Consider the following 19178-nt stretch of genomic DNA (forward strand, 5'->3'; position numbering starts at 1 on the left):
GTAAATTTAAATATAACAAATTTTAAGGATGATAGGAAGTGACCGCGTGCTTCAAAACATCACTTTTATAAAAATAAATATCCTTAAATTTCCCTTCGGCATACATTTGACCTTGATCAAAGAAGTGAGGGGAATTAGGGCTACCATTTTGACCGCCTGCTAACAGCGAATAAGCCTTTATTTTAGGGCCAAATTCCACCGCAGCAATAAAACTATTGCCATTCACACCGTACCATTTTTTAGATCCTTGAATGGAACGACTCGTGTAGGAAGGAAGCTGCCCCCAGGCAGAGGAAGCAAAGGGTACAGAGAAACTAGGCTTCGAATCATCCATCTTCATCACATCGCCATTAGACATGCGCTGAAAGCGATTCATATCACCCCAGGCAACGCGCCAGGTGCCAAAATCACGCTTTAAATCATTCAGAACCTCACGTAAAGCTTGCACCATTTCTGTTTTGGCCCCCGTTTTCGCATAGCTTTCCATATTCTGAACACCCTCTGTTTCTCCTCCAAATTGCTTAGGCTTAGGAATTTTAGGCATTATTTTCAGACCCCATCGAATGGCGATGGTTTGGGCCACAGAACTCGTCGAAGCATAATAATCCCAGCTTTTCAACTCCTTCACCACCTCTGATAAATCCGATTCTTGGCCTGCCGCATCAATAAGAGCGGGCAATAAGGTTTCGAAAGCCATCAAACGGCGATCGTATCCTAATCCAATCAAGCCCTGTAAATCCAATTTGCCAGTCTGTGAGAATAAGCGAACCGCATTGCGATCGCGGAAATTTTCTCCATCTGGAGCCATATAAACTGGAAAATTAGAACGAATAGGACTGGAGGTTCCTGAAACGGTGAAAGGAGTGGAGTTACAATTTTGAATCCATCCGCTAGCTGGATTGTACACATGCACTATCTGATCTACGGAATGAAGCCCTTGCCAATCAATCTTCGAAGAAGAACCATCCTGCGGAACGCCCCAGTCTTTTGAGCCGTCTCTTCGCGGAACGTAATTCCCGTGCCAGTAAGCGATATTACCTTTATTATCCGCGTAAACCGTATTATTCGAGGTATTCGCTCTCATGTCCATCACACGTTTATAATCTGCCAATCCTTTCGTTTTCGTGCGCAACCAACTTTGTATTAAACTCTTTCGAGCTCTGTTATACGAGCGAACCGAGATCCATTTCCCATTTCTTGCCGCTAAAACGGGACCTCGGTGGTTAAAATAGGCCTTGATTTTGCGTGATCCTAAGGTGATTATTTTCGTTTGAAAAGGAATCCATTTGCCATCTAGGAGGTATTGCATCTGTCCGTTCTGCGAGCGTGTCGTTTCATAATAGGCATCCGCCACATCGACTTCGGAGGAAGTATGCATCCAACCATTATAAGGATTAAATCCCTGATAGACGAAGAATTGACCCCACGTAACTGCTCCATACACCGATAAACCTTCCTCACTTACTACATGCACTTCGGGACGGAAATAAAAGGTCACGTGTGGATTAATATAGAGTAAGGAATGACCTGATTTAGAAAGGGCAGGGCCTACTGCGAAACCATTCGAACCCGTTAATTTTTCGTCTGGAGTTTGGTATTTCACACTGGCTACTTGAGTAGGTAAACCATAGAACAGGGCCGTTTCTTGTTCCGTTACATCACCCGTAGAAATAGCTCCAATGGATCCATCGGTCCATAATAGGGGATACCAAGGTTCAAAATGGGTTAATAATTTAGGTTTTACTTCCGGATGCTTTTGTAAATAATAATTGATTCCATCGGCGTACGCGTTCAAGAGTTTTTTAAGCCAAACAGGGGAGGTTTTGTATTCTGCTTTGGCCTCGTTTTCATCAATTAACAACTTGATATAGAGGTCATAAGCTAATTCCTTTTCACCTTTTACTTCAGACATTCGTCCTAATTTCTCGATGTAATTCATCTCTACTCGAGCAAAATCATCTTCACATTGCGCATACATCAATCCAAAAACCGCGTCTGCATCCGATTTTCCATAAATATGTGGAATACCCCATTCGTCCCGGTGAATGGTTACGCGTTTAGCCTGATCCGTGTACGGATTTGCTTGCGTTATAAAGGATATAAATAGTAAAATGATAGGAAATATTTTTTTCATAGCTGGTTCTTAATCGGATAAAAATAAGAATAAAATCGGGTCAGGAGGGTATAAACAATGTAAAATTGTCTTTCTAACTTACAAGAATATTCTAAACCTATTATATGAAAAACGTTCGGCTTCTTCCGATACTACTCTTATTGTGCATTTCCAGCCTATTTGCCCAAACAAAAATTAAGATTCAAGGGGAAGTGAACGTCCCATTTTCTAGTATTCGTCTTTTTAAAGGAACTTCACTAGTGACCGGAACGATCGGGAATGAAAAGGGAAAATTCGTAGTCGAAGTAGCACCAGGGACGTATGACCTATTGATTGAAAGCATTGGTTATGAAGCTTTGAAGTTGGCTAATCAATCATTTACAACATCCATTAATTTAGGGACAATTAGCGTCAAGGAAAGTAATCAGACATTAAATGAGGTGGTGGTCAAGGGCCAAAAAGCCTCCATGGAACTTAACCTCGATAAGCGCATATTTAATGTTGGGACAGATTTAGCGAATAAAGGGGCAACTGCTTCCGAGATTTTGGGAAACTTACCTTCCATCCAAGTGGACCCAGAAGGTGCGATTAAACTGCGTGGGAGTGATAATGTGCGTATTTTGATCGATGGAAAACCCTCAACATTAGCGGGTATCAATGGTTCGTCAGGCTTGCAATCCTTGCAAGGAAATCTGATCGATAAAGTGGAGATTATCACCAATCCATCAGCCCGATACGAGGCAGAGGGTATGGCCGGAATCATCAATATCGTATTGAAAAAGAACCAAAACCAAGGTTTCAATGGAGCGATTGAAACGACGTCTGGCTATCCGGAAAATTTTGGAGGAACAGCTATTGTCAATTACCGAAAAAACAAACTGAATTTCTTTGTCAATTATGGTGTTTTCTACCGTAGAACACCTGGAAGAAACCGAATTTATCAAGAAGTTTATACTGGAAAACAAACGAATTATTTAGATCAAAATTCATCCAATAACGTGACGGGTCTAGTAAATAACGTTAGAGGTGGGGCTGATTATTTCTTTAACGATAAAACCATATTAACGGCCTCCTATATCTACAGACGTACTGATGTAAGACGTATCACGGACTTTTTTTACTTGGATTACCGCGAAAACCTGTCCAAACTTTATAGTGATACCTATCGCCAGCAAGATGAGAAAGAAGCGGAACCGAATGGAGAATATGCCTTAACTTTCAAAAAAAGCTTTAAAAAGAAAGGGCAAGAATTTACGGCTGATTTACGCTACTTAGATTATTGGGAGCGATCAGATCAATTGTATACTCAGATAGGAAAGAAGCCAGATGGATCACCTTTTAATGAACTTTCTAAAGTGCAAAATGCTTTAAATGATGAATTTGAGCGCCAATGGATACTTCAGGCAGATTATGTAAATCCCATCGGTAAGGACGCAAAACTGGAAATGGGTCTTCGCACCAGCTTTAGAAATATGATCAATGATTATATCGTAACCGAACAGCAGCCATCGGGTATTTTTACGGTTGTTCCAGGCTTAGAAAACATATTTAATTACCAAGAAAACATTTCAGCGGCCTATCTAATCTTTGGAAGTAAGGTAAATAAATTCTCCTATCAATTCGGATTAAGAGCAGAAACAACAGACATCCAAACAGAATTAGAGGAAACAAAGGAGAAGAACCCTAGAAACTATGCTAATTTGTTTCCGAGTGCCCATTTTACCTATACCATTACACAAGACAATTCATTCCAGTTAAGCTATTCAAGACGGGTTAGAAGGCCTACTTATGGTGATTTAACTCCATTCGTTACTTTCTCCGATAACCGAAACTTCTTCTCTGGAAATCCAAATCTAAATCCCGAATTCACGAATTCATTTGATTTAGGGCACTTAAAGTACTTCGACCAAGGTAGCATCAGCACCTCCTTATATTATCGCCAGACATTTGACAAAATCGAACGATTCAGAACAGTAGATAGCTTAGGTTTCGCCAGAACATTACCTGCTAACTTGTCCAATCAAAAATCGATGGGATTAGAAATGGCTAGCTCTTGGAATTTTTCCAAAGCCTACAAAGCAGACCTTAGTATTAATGCATTTAGAGCCATTGCTGATGCATCTAATATTAATGCAGCCTTTACAAGTGATACCTATTCTTGGTTTGCTAGACACAGCTCTCGGATTAAAATAGGGCTTACAGATTTGCAAATAAGAGCTAATTACGAGGCTCCTCAACAAACTCCACAAGGAACACGGGGATACATTGCTTGGATGGACGTCTCCGCCTCGAAAGATATTTTGAAAGGAAATGGAACACTAACTTTAAGTATTTTAGATATATTTAACTCCCGAATTAATCGATATGAATCTCGTTTTGTAGATTCAAAAGATGGCTCTGGTTTTTATACCCGAGGAGAATCTCAAGGCCGATTAACTTCCTTGAATTTAACGTTTAATTTCCGCTTTAAAACGACTAAACAAGCTGCGAAACAACGCCGTAGTTTAATGGACGAAGAAAATTAACAACACCAATGAAAAGACTCCTCTTACTTTCTTGCACCGCAATAACTCTTTTTTCATGTAGTAAACAAGGAAAAGACGATACATTCAAGATTATCTATGAAGATCAAAGTAAAGTAGTAGATAATGCTAAAGCCATAAAAGAGAAGCAACCTATTAAAATCATCCCTGGTCTAAAAATTCAGCTATGGGCATCAGATTCACTTTTACAGGATCCTGTGGCCATTGCAGTAGATGATAAAGGTTCTATTTTTGTTAATAGCACGAATCGAAATAAGGGTTCTGAATTTGATATTCGGGGACATCGGGATTGGATGACAGAATCAATCGGTTTTCAAACGGTGGAGGATAGAAGAGCCTTTTTGCGTCGAACCTTTGCCCCAGAAAATTCAGCTAAAAATAACTGGTTAGCCGATATGAATGGGGATGGATCGCATGACTGGTTAGATTTAAAAGTAGAGAAAGAAGAAATCTACAAGGTGGAAGACACCAATGGAGATGGCTATGCGGATCAGTCTACTCGTATATTTAATGGGTTTAATGAAGAAGTTACTGATGTAGCGGGAGGTTTATTGGTTCGTAAAAAAGATGCTTTTGTGGCTATTGGTCCTGATTTAATGCGTTTAAAACATAAAGGGGGCCAATGGACAAATCCAGAATCTATTTCAACAGGATATGCGGTGCACATTGGTTTTGGGGGTCATGGCATGTCAGGATTAACAGAAGCCCCAGATGGAAAAATTTACTGGCAAATAGGTGATATTGGCGCGAACATTACTGCGAAAGACGGCAAAAATTACAAACACCCTAATTCCGGTGTGATTGTCCGATCCAATCCAGATGGATCTGAATTTGAAGTTTTTGCTTCTGGATTACGGAATACCCATGAATTCGTTTTTGACAACTATGGTAATTTAATCAGTTCTGATAACGATGGCGATCATCCGGGCGAAAGTGAGCGTTTAGTGCACGTAGTGGAAGGTTCTGATGCGGGTTGGCGCTCGAATTGGCAATACGGAAAATATACCGATCCGCGGAACAATCAGTACAAGGTTTGGATGGATGAGAAATTATATGTTCCACGTTGGGAAGGCCAAGCAGCCTATATTATTCCACCCATTCGTAATTTCCACAATGGTCCTACCGGGATGCTTTGGAACCCAGGAACGGCTTTAGGGAAGCGCTGGACAAATAAATTCTTCTTAGTGGAGTTTGTAGGTAATGCAAATAACTCACATATTTGGGCGTTTGATCTTAAACCTAAAGGGGCCTCATTTGACTTCAAATCTGAGGAAGATGTAGTGAAAGGAATTTTGCCTACTGGGATTCGATTCGGTCCTGAGGGCGCGTTATATGCCTCGGATTGGATATTCGGTTGGGATACAAAAAACTACGGCCGAATCTGGAAAATCGATGTGGAGGATAAGGAGAATGATTTGAAAGTCGAACGTGAGCAAACCAAGAAATACATCCAACAAGATTACTCTAAACAGACTCTAACACAATTGTATGATTTGTTGTTTTACACTGACCAGCGTGTTCGCTTGAAAGCACAATATGAATTAGCAGAGAGAAAAGCTTCAGCTGTTTTCGTCAAAGCTGTTCAACAAAAGGAGAATCAATTAGCTCGAGTGCATGGTATTTGGGGATTAGGCCAATTGAAAGCGGCAGCCTTTCTTCAGCCATATTTAGCAGATAAAGACGAGGAAATCGTTGCACAAGCGGCTAAAGTGTTAGGGGACATCTTTGATGGATCCGCCACCGATCAGCTTATTCCATTAGTGGGATCTGCTAATCCTCGTATTTCCTTCTTCGCGGCTCAAGCTTTAGGTCGCATTCGTTCAGAGAAAGCCATTCCTGCCTTATTAAAATTAGTAGAAACAAATGCAGATAAAGACCTGTATTTGCGTCACGCAGCGGTATTAGCGTTAAGTAGAATAGGACAGGCAGAACCGATGTTAGCCTTGCAAAATTCATCAAATCGTTCCTTGCGTATCGCGGCGGTATTGGTATTACGTCGTTTGGCTCATCCCGGAATCCAAGCCTTTTTGAAAGATTCAGACGAATACATCGTAGCTGAAGCTGCAAGAGCAATAAATGATGACGAATCAATTCCTTCAGCTTTGCCAGCTTTAGCAGCGACCTTAGCGGATACACGTTTTACCACTGAAGTAATTGTCAGAAGAGCGATCAATGCCTGCTTACGTGTGGGAACTGCAAAAGAGATTGATTTATTGATTGCCTATTCAGAAAGAACGGGGATCTCTGAAGCCTTGCGTGCGGAAGCGATAGCGACCTTAGGTTCTTGGGCAAATCCATCGGTGATGGATCGGGTGGATGGTCGCCACAGAGGCGTTTTGGAAAGAAATCCGGCAGATGTGATTGCCCGAATTCAGCCTAAAATTCCTTCCTTCTTAGCTTCAGAAAATCCAGATGTCTTGATTGCTACTTCGAAATTAGTAGCAGAATTAAATTTAACGGATTTTAGTTCTACTCAAATATCCATTTTTGAAAAAAACACGAATTCGAAAGTAAGAGCAAATATGTTAAGTTCTATTGTTGAACTTAAAGTGGGAAAACTGGCCTCCATTATAGAGAAAGGGATGGCTGATACCAGCAAACTAGTGAGAGGTATTGCCTTAAGCAATTTGAACAAAATCGAATTAAGCGCCACTGAATTACCTGCTATTACAAAACCAATTTTCGAAAAAGGATCATTGACAGAACAGCAATCTCTATTGCAGAGTATGGCCAAAATGAAGCCTGCTAATACCTCTGCTATTTTAACGGATTTAATTCAGAAAATGGTCGATAATCAATTACCTGCTGGGATCAAATTAGATCTAATGGAGGCAGTAGAGGCCACTAATGAGGAGAAATTAGTGGCAAAATTAGATGCGCTAAAAGTGAAAGGATCATTAACGGACGAATTCAGAGAAGCCTTGTATGGGGGATCCGTTATTGAAGGACGAAATACGTTTAATTATAACCAAACGGTGCAATGTGTCCGTTGTCACATCGTAGGTGGAGAAGGAACCAATGTGGGTCCTAATTTAAAGGGAGTTGCTTCTCGATTAACGAGAGAGCAATTGTTGCAAGCCCTCATAGAGCCTAGTGCACGCATCGCTCCTGGATATGGAACTACGAATTTTGTTTTAACAGACGGCCAAGAAGTTTCAGGATCCATCATTTCAGAAACGAATGAACTCGTGCAACTAAAAACAAGCGATGCCGAGCCTTTACGCATTCCTGTAACGCGCATTAAGTCAAGAGAAAATTTACCATCTGGCATGCCGCCGATGGGGGCTTTGATGAGTAAAAGAGAAATTAGAAATGTGGTGGAATACCTTTCTTCGCTGAAGTAGTCCGAAGGGAATGAGTCCGAAGGACGACTAAGCCGTAGGCGATTAAGTCCGAAGGACGACTAAGCCGTAGGCGACTACATGAAATGATAAACCGCCCCTAAAAAAGGTGGTTTATTTTTTTGTAAATATTCAATACCTTTAATGAAATTTAAACCTATGAAAAAACTAGTACTGTTATTGTGCTTGCCGCTTTTCTGTTTTTCACAAACGGAGATGTATCTAAGCATTCCTAAACAGAAATCGTTTTTTCAAAAAACAGATAAGCTGAGTGCAGATTTTTCTGGTGCTAAGATTATCATTCATCCGGAACAAGCTTTTCAAAGCATGGATGGATTTGGTTTTACCTTAACAGGAGGAAGCGCCCAATTAATTCAGGCGCTAGAACCGACAAACAAAGCCGCTTTATTACAGGAATTATTTGGCAAGAACGGAATCTCCGTTTTAAGAATCGGCGTAGGGGCGACAGATTTAGATGCTACCGTATTTTCGTACGAAGATAAACCAAGAAAATTTAACTTAGAGCCTTCAAAAGCTGATTTAATTCCATTATTACAACAAATCATCGCGATTAATCCAGCCATTAAAATCATGGCGACCCCTTGGTCTCCACCTGTTTGGATGAAAGATAACGCAGAAAGTAAAGGGGGATCACTGTTAGAAAAACACTACCAGACTTATGCAGTTTATTTAGCCAAATACCTTCAAGCCATGGCGAAGGAGGGAATTAACATCTGGGCGCTAACACCTCAAAATGAACCACTTCATCCAGGCAATAATCCGAGTATGTTGATGACTTCACAGATGCAAGCTAATTTTGTCAAAACAGCTTTGGGCCCCGAATTCAAAAAACGGAATATTACGACCAAAATCATCGTCTACGATCACAATTGCGATCATCCAGAATATGCCATAGACTTATTAAATGATGCAGAGGCTAAAAAATATGTGAGTGGTTCTGCCTTTCATTTGTATAACGGGGATATTTCAGCCTTAAGTAAAGTAAAAGCAGCGCATCCAGATAAAGATCTCTATTTTACGGAGCAATGGACAGGCTACAAAGGCGACTTTACGGGTGATTTTATGTGGCACATCAAAAATGTCATCATAGGGGCAGTCAACAATCACGCTAAAACGGCCATTGAATGGAATTTAGCCAATGATCCTACCTATGGCCCACATACGCCTGGAGGTTGCACAGAATGCTTAGGGGCATTAACCATCTCAGGTCAGGATATCACACGTAATCAATCTTACTACATTGTTATGCAGGCGGCCCGATTTGTACCAGCTGGCTCTATTCGCTTAGGAATCGATGTGCCGGAAGGAATTCAGGCAGCGGCTTTTAAGCGTCCGGATGGAAAAAAAGTACTTTTAGTCCAAAATGAGGGACGTAAAAAGAACTTAAGCATTGAAAAAATAAACCTAGAAATACCGGCTGAATCAGTATTAGCGATCATCCTATGAAAACATTCCACATTAACCGTAGACATTTTATGAAAGGGGCCTCGGCCGCTTTGGCCTTGTCGACTTTTGGCGCTTATGGACTAGATTTAGTAAATCCTGCTAGACCATACCGCGTCGCTTTAATTGGTGCCGGATGGTACGGTAAGAGTGATTTATTCCGACTCATGCAAGTGGCTCCTGTAGAAGTGGTCGCGCTTTGTGATCCGGATCGAAATCAATTAACAGAGGCTGGAAAGCTCGTAGCAGCACGTCAAAAATTGCGTAAAACACCGCGCCTTTATGGCGATTACCGCCAATTATTGAAGGAAAATGAATTAGACATTGCCATTGTAGGAAGCCCGGATCATTGGCATGCCTTACAGATGATCGATGCAGTTAAATCAGGAGCTCACGTCTATGTCCAAAAACCGATTTCAGTAGATGTGCTAGAAGGTGAGGCGATGGTAGCGGCAGCTAGAAAATACGGCAAAACGGTTCAGGTAGGAACTCAACGTAAGAGTACGCCACACTTGATTCAGGCTAAAAAAGAAATTGTAGAAAAAGGTTTATTGGGTAAAGTAGCTCACGTAGAAATGTATTGCTATTACCATATGCGTAACAACGGCAATCCACCTATTCAGGCAGTGCCTGACTATTTTGACTATGAGATGTGGACGGGTCCTGCGCCATTGCGTCCCTACGATGGCTTACCTCACACCCGCTGGTGGAGAACATTTGAGGAATATGGCAATGGAATTATGGGCGATATGTGTATTCATATGTTCGATACGGCGCGCTGGATGCTGGATTTAGGTTGGCCTAACCGCGTGAGTTCGGAAGGAGGGATTTATGTCCAAAAAGAGGGCAAATCGAACATCCCTGATACGCAAACGGCCGTTTTTGAATACAATGGCTTGAATTGTGTTTGGCAACATAGAAGCTGGGGCACGGCACCAGATCCAGAATATCCGTGGGGATTAACCATTTATGGGGAAAAAGGAACCTTACGAATGAGTACAATGAAATACGATTTCACGCCCACAGACTCCAAAGCAGAAAAATTACACATGGACGTGGTCTATGAAAAAGAGAAATACCCAGAAGATTTAAAAGAAGACCGCATTGAATTAAATGCAGCGCCAGCTACGCGTGGGCACATGCTTGATTTCTTAGCAGCCATAGATAAAGGAACAAAACCAGTGGCCGATATTTCAGAAGGACACATTTCGACCGCTTCCTGTATTATTGCTAATTTATCAATGAAACTGGGTAGACCTCTTTCCTATGATCCTGGTACTAAAACAATATTAAACGATCCTGAAGCCACTGCCTTATTAGCTAGAAACTACCGTGGCCCTTGGAACAGAAACATGCTGAACTAATGAAAAAAATTATCCTACTGGCCTTATTGGCCATTCCTGCACTAGCTCAACAGCCGCGTACATCCGCTCAGTTAGGCGAAGATCTTCAGAAATTACGGGTCTTGGGATCCGTTTTACACGTGGCGGCTCATCCAGATGATGAAAGTACACACATGTTAACTTGGTTTGCTCAGCAACAACATTGGGAGACGAACTATTTTGCGTGTACGAGGGGAGATGGAGGCCAAAACCTGATAGGGGACGAACAAGGGGTTCCTTTAGGACTTATCCGAACCCAGGAATTGTTAGCCGCGCGAAGAATCGACGGAGCGAATCAATATTTTTCCAGAGCTTTTGACTTTGGATTTTCGAAATCGACGGATGAAGCTTTGGCATTCTGGGACAAACAATTAATTCTAGCAGACTTAGTCTGGGTAATCCGAAAAACACGTCCAGATATCATATTCACTCGTTTCCCTCCAGATGCGCGCGCTGGTCATGGACATCACTCGGCCTCCGCGGCCTTAGCTATTGAAGCCTACAAAGCAGCGGCTGATTCGAAAATGTTTCCTGAGCAGTTAAAACAAGGCGTGGATGTTTGGCAGGCTAAACGCTTACTTTGGAACACGTTTCGTTTCCCGGGTTCTACGGGTAATTCAACTATTGCTGAATCTCAATTCAAAGTGAACATAGGTGATTATCTTCCTTTTTTAGGCCAAAGCACAGGCGAATTAGCCGCTTTCAGCCGTAGCCAACATAAATCTCAAGGTTTTGGATTTGCTGTAGACCATGGCAGAAGCACAGAATATTTCGCGACTCTAAGCGGTGAAGCTCCTAAAGATTTCTTGTGGGATGGGGTAGATGCTACTTGGAATCGCGTCAATGCAAACATTGATGGCTTAATCACACCCATTATTAAAAGCTATAACCCGGAGAAGCCCTATGAAAGTATTCCGGCACTTATCAGCTTGAAAAAGTCAATCAAATCACTGCCTCTAAGCCCTTGGACACAGAAAAAGTTGGCTGAAATAGATGCCTGGGTAGTCAATGCTTCTGGTATGTACGTAGGTGCGACGACAACTCAAGGAATTGTTGCTTTGGGTGAAAAACTCCCTATTAAGACGGAGTTTATTGTGCGCGCTCCTATCAGTGTAGATAATGTGACCATTTCATTTGCAGGTGTTGATTCCACCTTCGGAGGTAAAATCGAACCTTATAAAAAATATCCATTTAACAGAAGCATCACAGCCTCCGCGCCCATCACGCAACCGTATTGGATACAAGAAGCTAAAGCGACAGGTCATTTCAACGTAAGCAATCAACAGAAAATTGGACAAGCCAGAGTTGATCAAGCCTTTACGGTAAAAGCGGTATTCCATATCCAAGGCGAGGAGTTTAGTGTTGAAAAGCCCGTACAGGAATTGATTATTGACCCGGTGAAAGGAGAAATCTTACAACCTATTGCGATTAGTCCGAAAACGGTCTTTAATCTAAGTTCGACGGTTGTTTTATTACCAAAAGGAAGTAAATCAACCAAAACCACCCAAATCTCCATTACTGCCCTAGCCCCACTGAAGCCAGGGAAGATAGAGGTGAAGTCGGGAGCTACGGTTTTGGCAAACATTACATTAAATGACGGAATGAAAGCAGGAGAGAGGCGCGAATGGCCTATCTCATTTTCAGTGGCTTCCCTACAAGAAGGAAAAATTTCGAGTAACATCCAGTTACACATTCAGTCAGGTAGCCAGAAATGGATTGACTCTTTATCTCTCCAAACCATCGAATACCCGCATATTCCCACTCAGCGCTATTTCTCGCCTGTAAATTTAAGTTTACTACACATCGACTTCGTGAAGAAAGGAAATCGATTAGGATATATTAAAGGCGCAGGAGATAAAGTCCCAGAGGGCTTAATGCAGATGGGCTACCAGGTGGATTTCTTAGCAGAAAAAGACCTAACTGCCGCAAACCTAAAAAAATACGATGTGGTGCTTACGGGTGTGCGTGCATATAACACTAACGACTTTTGGGGGAATGCTTACCCAGAAATCATGAAATACATTGAAAATGGGGGTAATTACGTGGTGCAATATAATACTTCGAGTTATTTAGGCCCTATGAAGTCGAGTATGTCACCCTACCCATTACAAGTAACACGTAACCGTATCACGAAAGAAGAAGCAAAGCCTAATTTCCTTCTACCGAATCATGCACTCTTTAACAGTCCGAACAAGATAAGTGAAGCAGATTTCAACGATTGGATTCAAGAGCGGAGTATTTACACGGCTGAAACAAGTGACCCTCATTTCGAGTTCCCCTTAGGATTTTCAGATCCCAATGAAGCTGAAAACAAAGGAAACATTGCAGTAACTAAATACGGAAAAGGTCAGTTCATCTACACTGGACTTGTATTCTTCCGTGAAATTCCTGCCGGCGTTCCTGGTGCCTACCGTTTATTTGCGAATCTATTAGCTAACCCCAATTCTAAATGAGAATTCTCTTTATTGCCCTAGTACTATTTGCCTTTACCGCGAATGCACAACAACCTCATATCCGAAAGGATAAAATTACGATCGCTCGCGATGCCTATGGAGTACCCCATATTTTTGCACCTACTGATCCTGAGGTTGCTTATGGCTTAGCCTGGGCGCATTCCGAAGATGACTTCAAGACCATACAAACCTTGATTTTAACGGGGAAGGGCAAATTAGGTACCTACCTGGGAAAGAAAGGGGCACCTGTGGATTTTGTGTTCGGCTTATTAAATACCCGAAAGGTAGTAGACCAACAAATCAAGTCGATGGATCCCAAATTCTTGCAACTAGTACAGGGGTATTTACTAGGTCTAGAAGCGTATGGAAAAGCCCATCCGTCTGAGATTTTGAATAAACATATTTTTCCCATCGCACTAGAAGATTACATAGCTACCACCATGTTCTCTGTGGCCATCTTCTGTGGCGTTGATAAAACTTTACCCAAGATACTAGATGGCTCCATTCCTTCGCTTCCTGGCTTTACTGGAGAAGGAAGTAATGCCTTTGCCATTAAGGGCTCGAAATCGGCAACAGGAGAGCCGATGTTAGTCATTAATGCGCATCAGCCTATTGAAGGAGCTACGGCCTTCTATGAGGCGCACGTTCAATCAGAGGAAGGTTGGAATATTTTGGGAGGTCTTTTCCCTGGTGGCCCTTTAATCTTCCACGGCACAACGCCTAATCTAGCTTGGGCGCATACAGTGAATTTCCAAGATAAAATCGACGTCTATCAGTTAAAGACGGACATAGCACATCCAGGTCAATACGAGGTGGATGGTGAATGGTTACCTTTAACGAAAAGAAAGGTCAAGCTTCAGATCAAAGGGATTCCATTCTCCGTTTCTAAAATGGCCTATGAATCCATTTACGGCCCTACGGTGAAATCACCCAAAGGAGAATATTTCTCCATTCGTCTTCCTTCTCTTATGGATGCGGGTGCTCTACAACAATGGTATGCGATGAACCGTGCCACGAACTTCACCGAATTCAAGTCGGCGTTGAACCAAAACCACCTGCCCATGTTTAATATCATGTATGCGGACAAGGACGATAACATCTTCTACATCTCGAATGGTAAGATGCCGTATCGTAACCCTGATTATAACTGGGCCTCCACGCTTCCGGGCAATACGCGCAAAACACTTTGGGATAAATTCAAACCACTTAGTGAATTACCACAACATTTGAATCCAGCTGCGGGCTATTTATACAATACGAATCACTCGCCCTTTATGGCGACGGCAGTAAACGAGAGTCTTAATCCGGCAAATTTTGATAAAAACGACGGATATGAGACCTACCATAATAACCGTTCGCAGCGGGCCAAAGAACTGATCGACACGTATGATAAGATTAGTTTGGAAGATTTGAAGCGCATTAAATTCGATCGCCAATTGCCTGCGAAGATTTTATATCCCTATGGATATGATGCTTCGGTTTTGTTCACGTTAGATGCTGCTAAATACCCGGCCTTGGCAACAATCATCAAGGGATTGAAAGAATGGAATCACGTGACCAATATCGAAAGTGTGGGTGCCTTGTATTATAACGTCGTGTATTACGGAGCGTCTAAAATTAGGCAATCAGGTTCTAAAGAACCTTTTACCGAGGCAGAGGCAGTTGAACTTGTACAATATGCTCACGATTTCCTGATGAAACACTATGGCCGTTTGGACGTAACATTAGGGGAGTTTCAGCGCCTAAAAAGAGGCGATCAAGATTGGCCACAAGCAGGTATGCCGGATGTGTTAGCGGCGGTGATGTCTGAGCCTTTCGGTGAATCAAAGCGTAAGATGAATTCAGGCGATGCCTACATCGGATTTGTGAAATTTCCTAAGGATGGTGGTTTACCGCTTATTGAGACAGTAAATACCTTCGGGGCCAGTTCTCATCCGGAATCAAAGCACTTCGCTGATCAACGTGAACTATACCAGTCACAGAAAACGAAGCGTATGACTTTGGACAAAGCCGAAGTATTGAAAAATGCGGAACGTATTTACCAGCCTGAATAGCTTAAACTAGAAAATCAGGATCTTTATAGGCAGGGGCAGGATATTTGTAAAATCCTTCCCCTGTTTTTTCTCCTAGCTTCCCAGCATCGATATAAGTCTTCAATAGTGCAGCAAAAGCCTGAGAACCTGCATCCTCCAGGTTATGGGTGACATGCCAAGCGGTATCTAAACCGATACTATCTAATATGCCAAAAGGCCCCATCGGCATATGGAAGTTCACCATCCAAGATTTATCGATGTCCTCAATACTCGCCACTTCTTTCGTTCTTAACTTACCCGCTGCACCTATCACGGCCATCAGCATGTAATTGAACACATAGCCCGGATTTTCCTTTCGAACAATCACGGGGACTTGTTTTAACGCTCTGCCAAAATCTTCTAATAGAGTCACCACTTCTTCAGAAGTTCCCGGGTGCGGCATAATATCCACCACTTTAGAATAAAACACATCATGGAAATGAAACGCACAAAATAGGGAAGGACGATCCACCGAGTCCACTAACATAGACGGCAATAAATACGAGGTATTCGTCGTGAAAATAGTCTTAGCTGGTGCTAAAGCGGAAAATTGCGCCCAAACCTGGCGCTTCAAAGGCAATTCCTCCGTCACCGACTCCGAGATAATATCCGCGTCAGCTACTGCCTCCGCCGGATCCGTTGTGAATTTTATCTTCGCGATAATTTCATCCGTCAGCGAAAGCAATCTTAGGATCTTTGCCATCACCTTCTTCGAAGCCACAAAAGCTTCCGCATTTATGTCATAAACAGCTACCTGAAAGCCTGACAAAGCAGCCTGCAAAGCAATTCTTGTTCCTAAGGTTCCTGCACCTAAAATGCACACGTTGTTAATTTTCATATGTTGCCTGTTTGAATAGATGCTATCGCTTTTCGGCCAGCGGCCTCCACGACTTGGTTTAAAACACTAAAACGCGGGTCTTTCGAATACCCTAAACTAAAACGTTGGTAGATCTGCTGTGCGATGGTAGCCACTTTACATAGCCCGAATACATAGTAGAAAACCATATTACTCACATCTCGACCCGTTTTAGAGGCATAGTAATCAATCACCTCGCGGCGGGTAAAATTACCGGGCACATACGAGAGATTAAACATCTTCAGAATATCTTCATCTTCCGCCTCCGCCCAATAGGCCAAAGTCGTTCCCAAGTCCATCAACGGATCTCCCACGGTTGCCATCTCCCAGTCTAATACGGCCTGAACTTCTCCATTGGGAGAAATCACTAGGTTATCATATTTGAAGTCATTGTGAATGAAGGCGACATCAGAATTTTTCGGAAGCGCAGCATGGAGCCAATCAAAGGCTTCTTCAATGGAAGTTACTTCCGTAGTTTTCGCCTTTTGGAAACGTTCCGCCCAGCCTTGCACCTGACGTAACGCATATCCCTCCGGCTTTCCTAAAGCACCTAAGCCAGAGTCGCTTAATTCCAGCGAATGTAAATCGATTAAAACATCTAGGGCAGACTGTGAAAGGCTACGAAAAAACGAGGCTGAAGCCTCCGCCGGCGGACGATTTCTAATGATCATGCCATCCACTTTCTCCATGAGGAAAAAAGGAGCCCCTATAATCGACTCATCTTCACAAGCCGAAATAGGATGCGGCATCTTCGTATATCCCGCCTTTTCCAAGGCCTGTAATACGCGAAACTCCCGAATCATATCGTGGGCTTTGGCAATCTTCAATCCGTGTGGTGGTCTGCGCAACACATACGTTTCTTTTCCAGCGCATACCTGGTAGGTCAGATTCGAGAATCCTCCCGGAAAGGCTGTAACCTCCACAGAGGAAACACCTAAATAGGCCGGTAATTTTTCAAAGCCTTCCATTAGCCCTTGCGTGATTTAAGAATGCTCTTCGCTAAAACCGATTTATGCACCTCATCCGGCCCATCATAAATGCGTGCACCACGTTCGTGTCGGTACCAAAACGATAATAAAGTATCATCCGTAATCCCTAAGGCACCGTGCACTTGAATAGCCCGGTCGATCACCTTCATTAACACGTCAGAAACGTAGAACTTGATGGTAGAAATATCTTCTTTAGCTGCCTTAGCACCCTTATTCTCGATGATATAGGCGGTGTTTAAAACTAAGAGGCGAGAGGCTTTTATCTCCGCTGCACTCTCCGCAATCCAGTTTTGAATCGTCTGCTGCATGGCTAGCGAATGCCCTGGATTTAACTCGCGCTCAATAGCTCGATCGCACATCATCCCTAAAGCCCGCTCACAGATTCCGATCCATCGCATACAGTGGTGAATACGCCCTGGCCCTAAACGAACCTGCGCTAAAGTAAAACCAGATCCTTCCGTCCCTATCAAATGAGACACTGGCACCCGGCAATTCACAAACTCCACCTCACTATGTGAAAGATAGTCCTCGCCTTCATCTCCCATAATGGGAATATTGCGAATCATTCGATAACCGGGTGTATCTAAAGGCACTAAAATCATACTCGCCCGTTCATACTTATTTTCAGCCGATGGATTCGTCACCGCCATCACAATCGTGAAGGACGCCCCATCCGCAGAGGAGGTAAACCATTTATGCCCATTTATGACATATTCATCCCCGTCACGCACAGCAGTAGTAGACATATGAACCGGGTTACTTCCCGCATGTTCAGGTTCTGTCATTGCAAAACACGAACGAATCTCCCCGCGCTCTAATGGCCGTAAAAAGGTCTCTTGTAAATAGGGTGATGCAAATTGATGCATCAACTCCATATTCCCGATATCCGGTGCATTGCAGTTAAACACGTAATGTCCCAATGGACTCGTCCCTAACACCTCAGAGATCGAAGCAAAGTCCACTAAGGACAAACCTAATCCCCCATGGGAAACAGGCAGGTGAGGGGCAAATAACCCCATCTCTTTCACTTTAGCGCGCAGTGCTTGTAAGGAAGGCAAATGAGCCCGAAAAGAACCATATATGGCCCCTTGCTCTAAAGGAATGATGTGTTTCTCGAGGAATGCTCGGTAACGAGGTACTAATTCTAACGCTTTATCTGAAACAAACATAGTTAAATGGTTAAACCGCCATCCGCAGTAATGACTGCACCGGTCGTGTAAGAAGCTCCTGGTGAGGCAAGGTATAAGGCGGTCGCTCCGATTTCCTCTGGCGTTCCTATACGTTTAATGGGTAATTGGCGAAGCGTATGTTGAAGTATTTTATCATTGGACCAAAGCGCCTCCGAAAACTTTGTCTTGATCAATCCCGGACAAATGGCGTTCACGCGGATGTTAAAATCGCCCCATTCTTTGGCAAAAGCCTTCGTCATAGAAATAAGTGCCGCCTTACTAACACTGTAAATCCCTAAACCTGGTTCTGCAGAAATACCGCCCACGGAGCTAATGTTAATCACGGACGCATTAGAAGATTTCTGGAGATGAGGTAAACAGAGTCGCATTAATTCAAACGGGGCCTTGAGGTTCACGTTCATGATCTTATCGAAAGCATCCAGCGTGGTATCGTGAATAGGGCCAAAAGTGGGATTCGTCGCCGCGTTATTCACGAGAATATCTATTTGGCCATATTTGGCAATTGTCGCTGAAACGAGAGAAGCTAGCTGATCCATCTTACCCACGTGGCAAGCAATCCCCGTCGCCTCGTATCCTTTGTCTCGTAATTCTTGTGCTAATTGATCCAAGGTCGCTTGGTCCCGGCTACTGATGACCACCTTCGCTCCAGCTTCTGCAAAAAACTCTGCGATACTAAAGCCGATACCCTTGCTAGCGCCTGTAATCAGGGCTACTTGATTCTTTAAGGAGAATGCCTGCATATTTCTAGTCTATTTTTGAACAATTTAAAGAATAA

General features: G+C 42.9%; 11 protein-coding genes. 6 read left to right on the plus strand and 5 right to left on the minus strand.

Features of this window, described 5'->3' with window-relative positions; genetic code table 11:
- Window positions 1-22: 22 nt before the first annotated feature.
- Window positions 23-2134 carry a penicillin acylase family protein gene (locus ACRZ9O_RS02365; RefSeq protein ID WP_459455995.1) on the minus strand — a complete coding sequence of 704 codons (2112 nt, stop codon included), beginning with the start codon at window positions 2132-2134 and terminating at the stop codon, window positions 23-25.
- A 104-nt stretch (window positions 2135-2238) separates the two neighbouring features.
- Between ACRZ9O_RS02365 and ACRZ9O_RS02370 the strand changes: the two genes are divergently transcribed.
- The 6 genes from ACRZ9O_RS02370 to ACRZ9O_RS02395 all read left to right on the plus strand — a co-directional run bounded on the left by ACRZ9O_RS02370 (window position 2239) and on the right by ACRZ9O_RS02395 (window position 15350).
- Window positions 2239-4638 carry a TonB-dependent receptor gene (locus ACRZ9O_RS02370; protein WP_459455997.1) on the plus strand — a complete coding sequence of 800 codons (2400 nt, stop codon included), beginning with the start codon at window positions 2239-2241 and terminating at the stop codon, window positions 4636-4638.
- Window positions 4639-4646: 8 nt separating this feature from the next.
- Window positions 4647-8000 carry a HEAT repeat domain-containing protein gene (locus tag ACRZ9O_RS02375; RefSeq protein WP_459455999.1) on the plus strand — a complete coding sequence of 1118 codons (3354 nt, stop codon included), beginning with the start codon at window positions 4647-4649 and terminating at the stop codon, window positions 7998-8000.
- Between the two features lie 156 nt (window positions 8001-8156).
- Window positions 8157-9464 carry a glycoside hydrolase family 30 protein gene (locus ACRZ9O_RS02380; RefSeq protein WP_459456001.1) on the plus strand — a complete coding sequence of 436 codons (1308 nt, stop codon included), beginning with the start codon at window positions 8157-8159 and terminating at the stop codon, window positions 9462-9464.
- Window positions 9461-10825, plus strand: coding sequence for a Gfo/Idh/MocA family protein (locus ACRZ9O_RS02385; protein ID WP_459456003.1), 1365 nt, complete (start codon window positions 9461-9463; stop codon window positions 10823-10825). Before ACRZ9O_RS02380 ends, ACRZ9O_RS02385 begins: the two co-directional genes overlap by 4 nt.
- On the plus strand, window positions 10825-13296 hold the full coding sequence (locus ACRZ9O_RS02390) for a PIG-L family deacetylase (RefSeq protein ID WP_459456005.1): 2472 nt from the start codon (window positions 10825-10827) through the stop codon (window positions 13294-13296). The genes ACRZ9O_RS02385 and ACRZ9O_RS02390 overlap by 1 nt, the downstream gene beginning before the upstream one ends.
- On the plus strand, window positions 13293-15350 hold the full coding sequence (locus ACRZ9O_RS02395) for a penicillin acylase family protein (protein WP_459456007.1): 2058 nt from the start codon (window positions 13293-13295) through the stop codon (window positions 15348-15350). Before ACRZ9O_RS02390 ends, ACRZ9O_RS02395 begins: the two co-directional genes overlap by 4 nt.
- A gap of 1 nt (window position 15351) precedes the next feature.
- Here the strand turns inward: ACRZ9O_RS02395 and ACRZ9O_RS02400 are convergent, their stop codons facing one another.
- From ACRZ9O_RS02400 to ACRZ9O_RS02415, 4 genes are read right to left on the minus strand one after another with little or no spacing between them, the layout of a single operon-like run.
- On the minus strand, window positions 15352-16206 hold the full coding sequence (locus ACRZ9O_RS02400) for a 3-hydroxyacyl-CoA dehydrogenase (RefSeq protein ID WP_459456009.1): 855 nt from the start codon (window positions 16204-16206) through the stop codon (window positions 15352-15354).
- A complete protein-coding gene (locus ACRZ9O_RS02405; RefSeq protein WP_459456011.1) occupies window positions 16203-17192 on the minus strand; it encodes a phosphotransferase family protein in 990 nt (329 codons plus the stop codon). Before ACRZ9O_RS02405 ends, ACRZ9O_RS02400 begins: the two co-directional genes overlap by 4 nt.
- The gene (locus ACRZ9O_RS02410) at window positions 17192-18382 is read right to left on the minus strand and encodes an acyl-CoA dehydrogenase family protein (protein WP_459456013.1); all 1191 of its coding nucleotides are present in this window, start codon (window positions 18380-18382) and stop codon (window positions 17192-17194) included. The genes ACRZ9O_RS02405 and ACRZ9O_RS02410 overlap by 1 nt, the downstream gene beginning before the upstream one ends.
- Before the next feature lie 2 nt (window positions 18383-18384).
- On the minus strand, window positions 18385-19143 hold the full coding sequence (locus ACRZ9O_RS02415; protein WP_459456015.1) for an SDR family NAD(P)-dependent oxidoreductase: 759 nt from the start codon (window positions 19141-19143) through the stop codon (window positions 18385-18387).
- Between the last annotated feature and the right edge of the window lie 35 nt (window positions 19144-19178).

It is taken from the genome of Aquirufa sp. HETE-40SA, assembly GCF_054558635.1.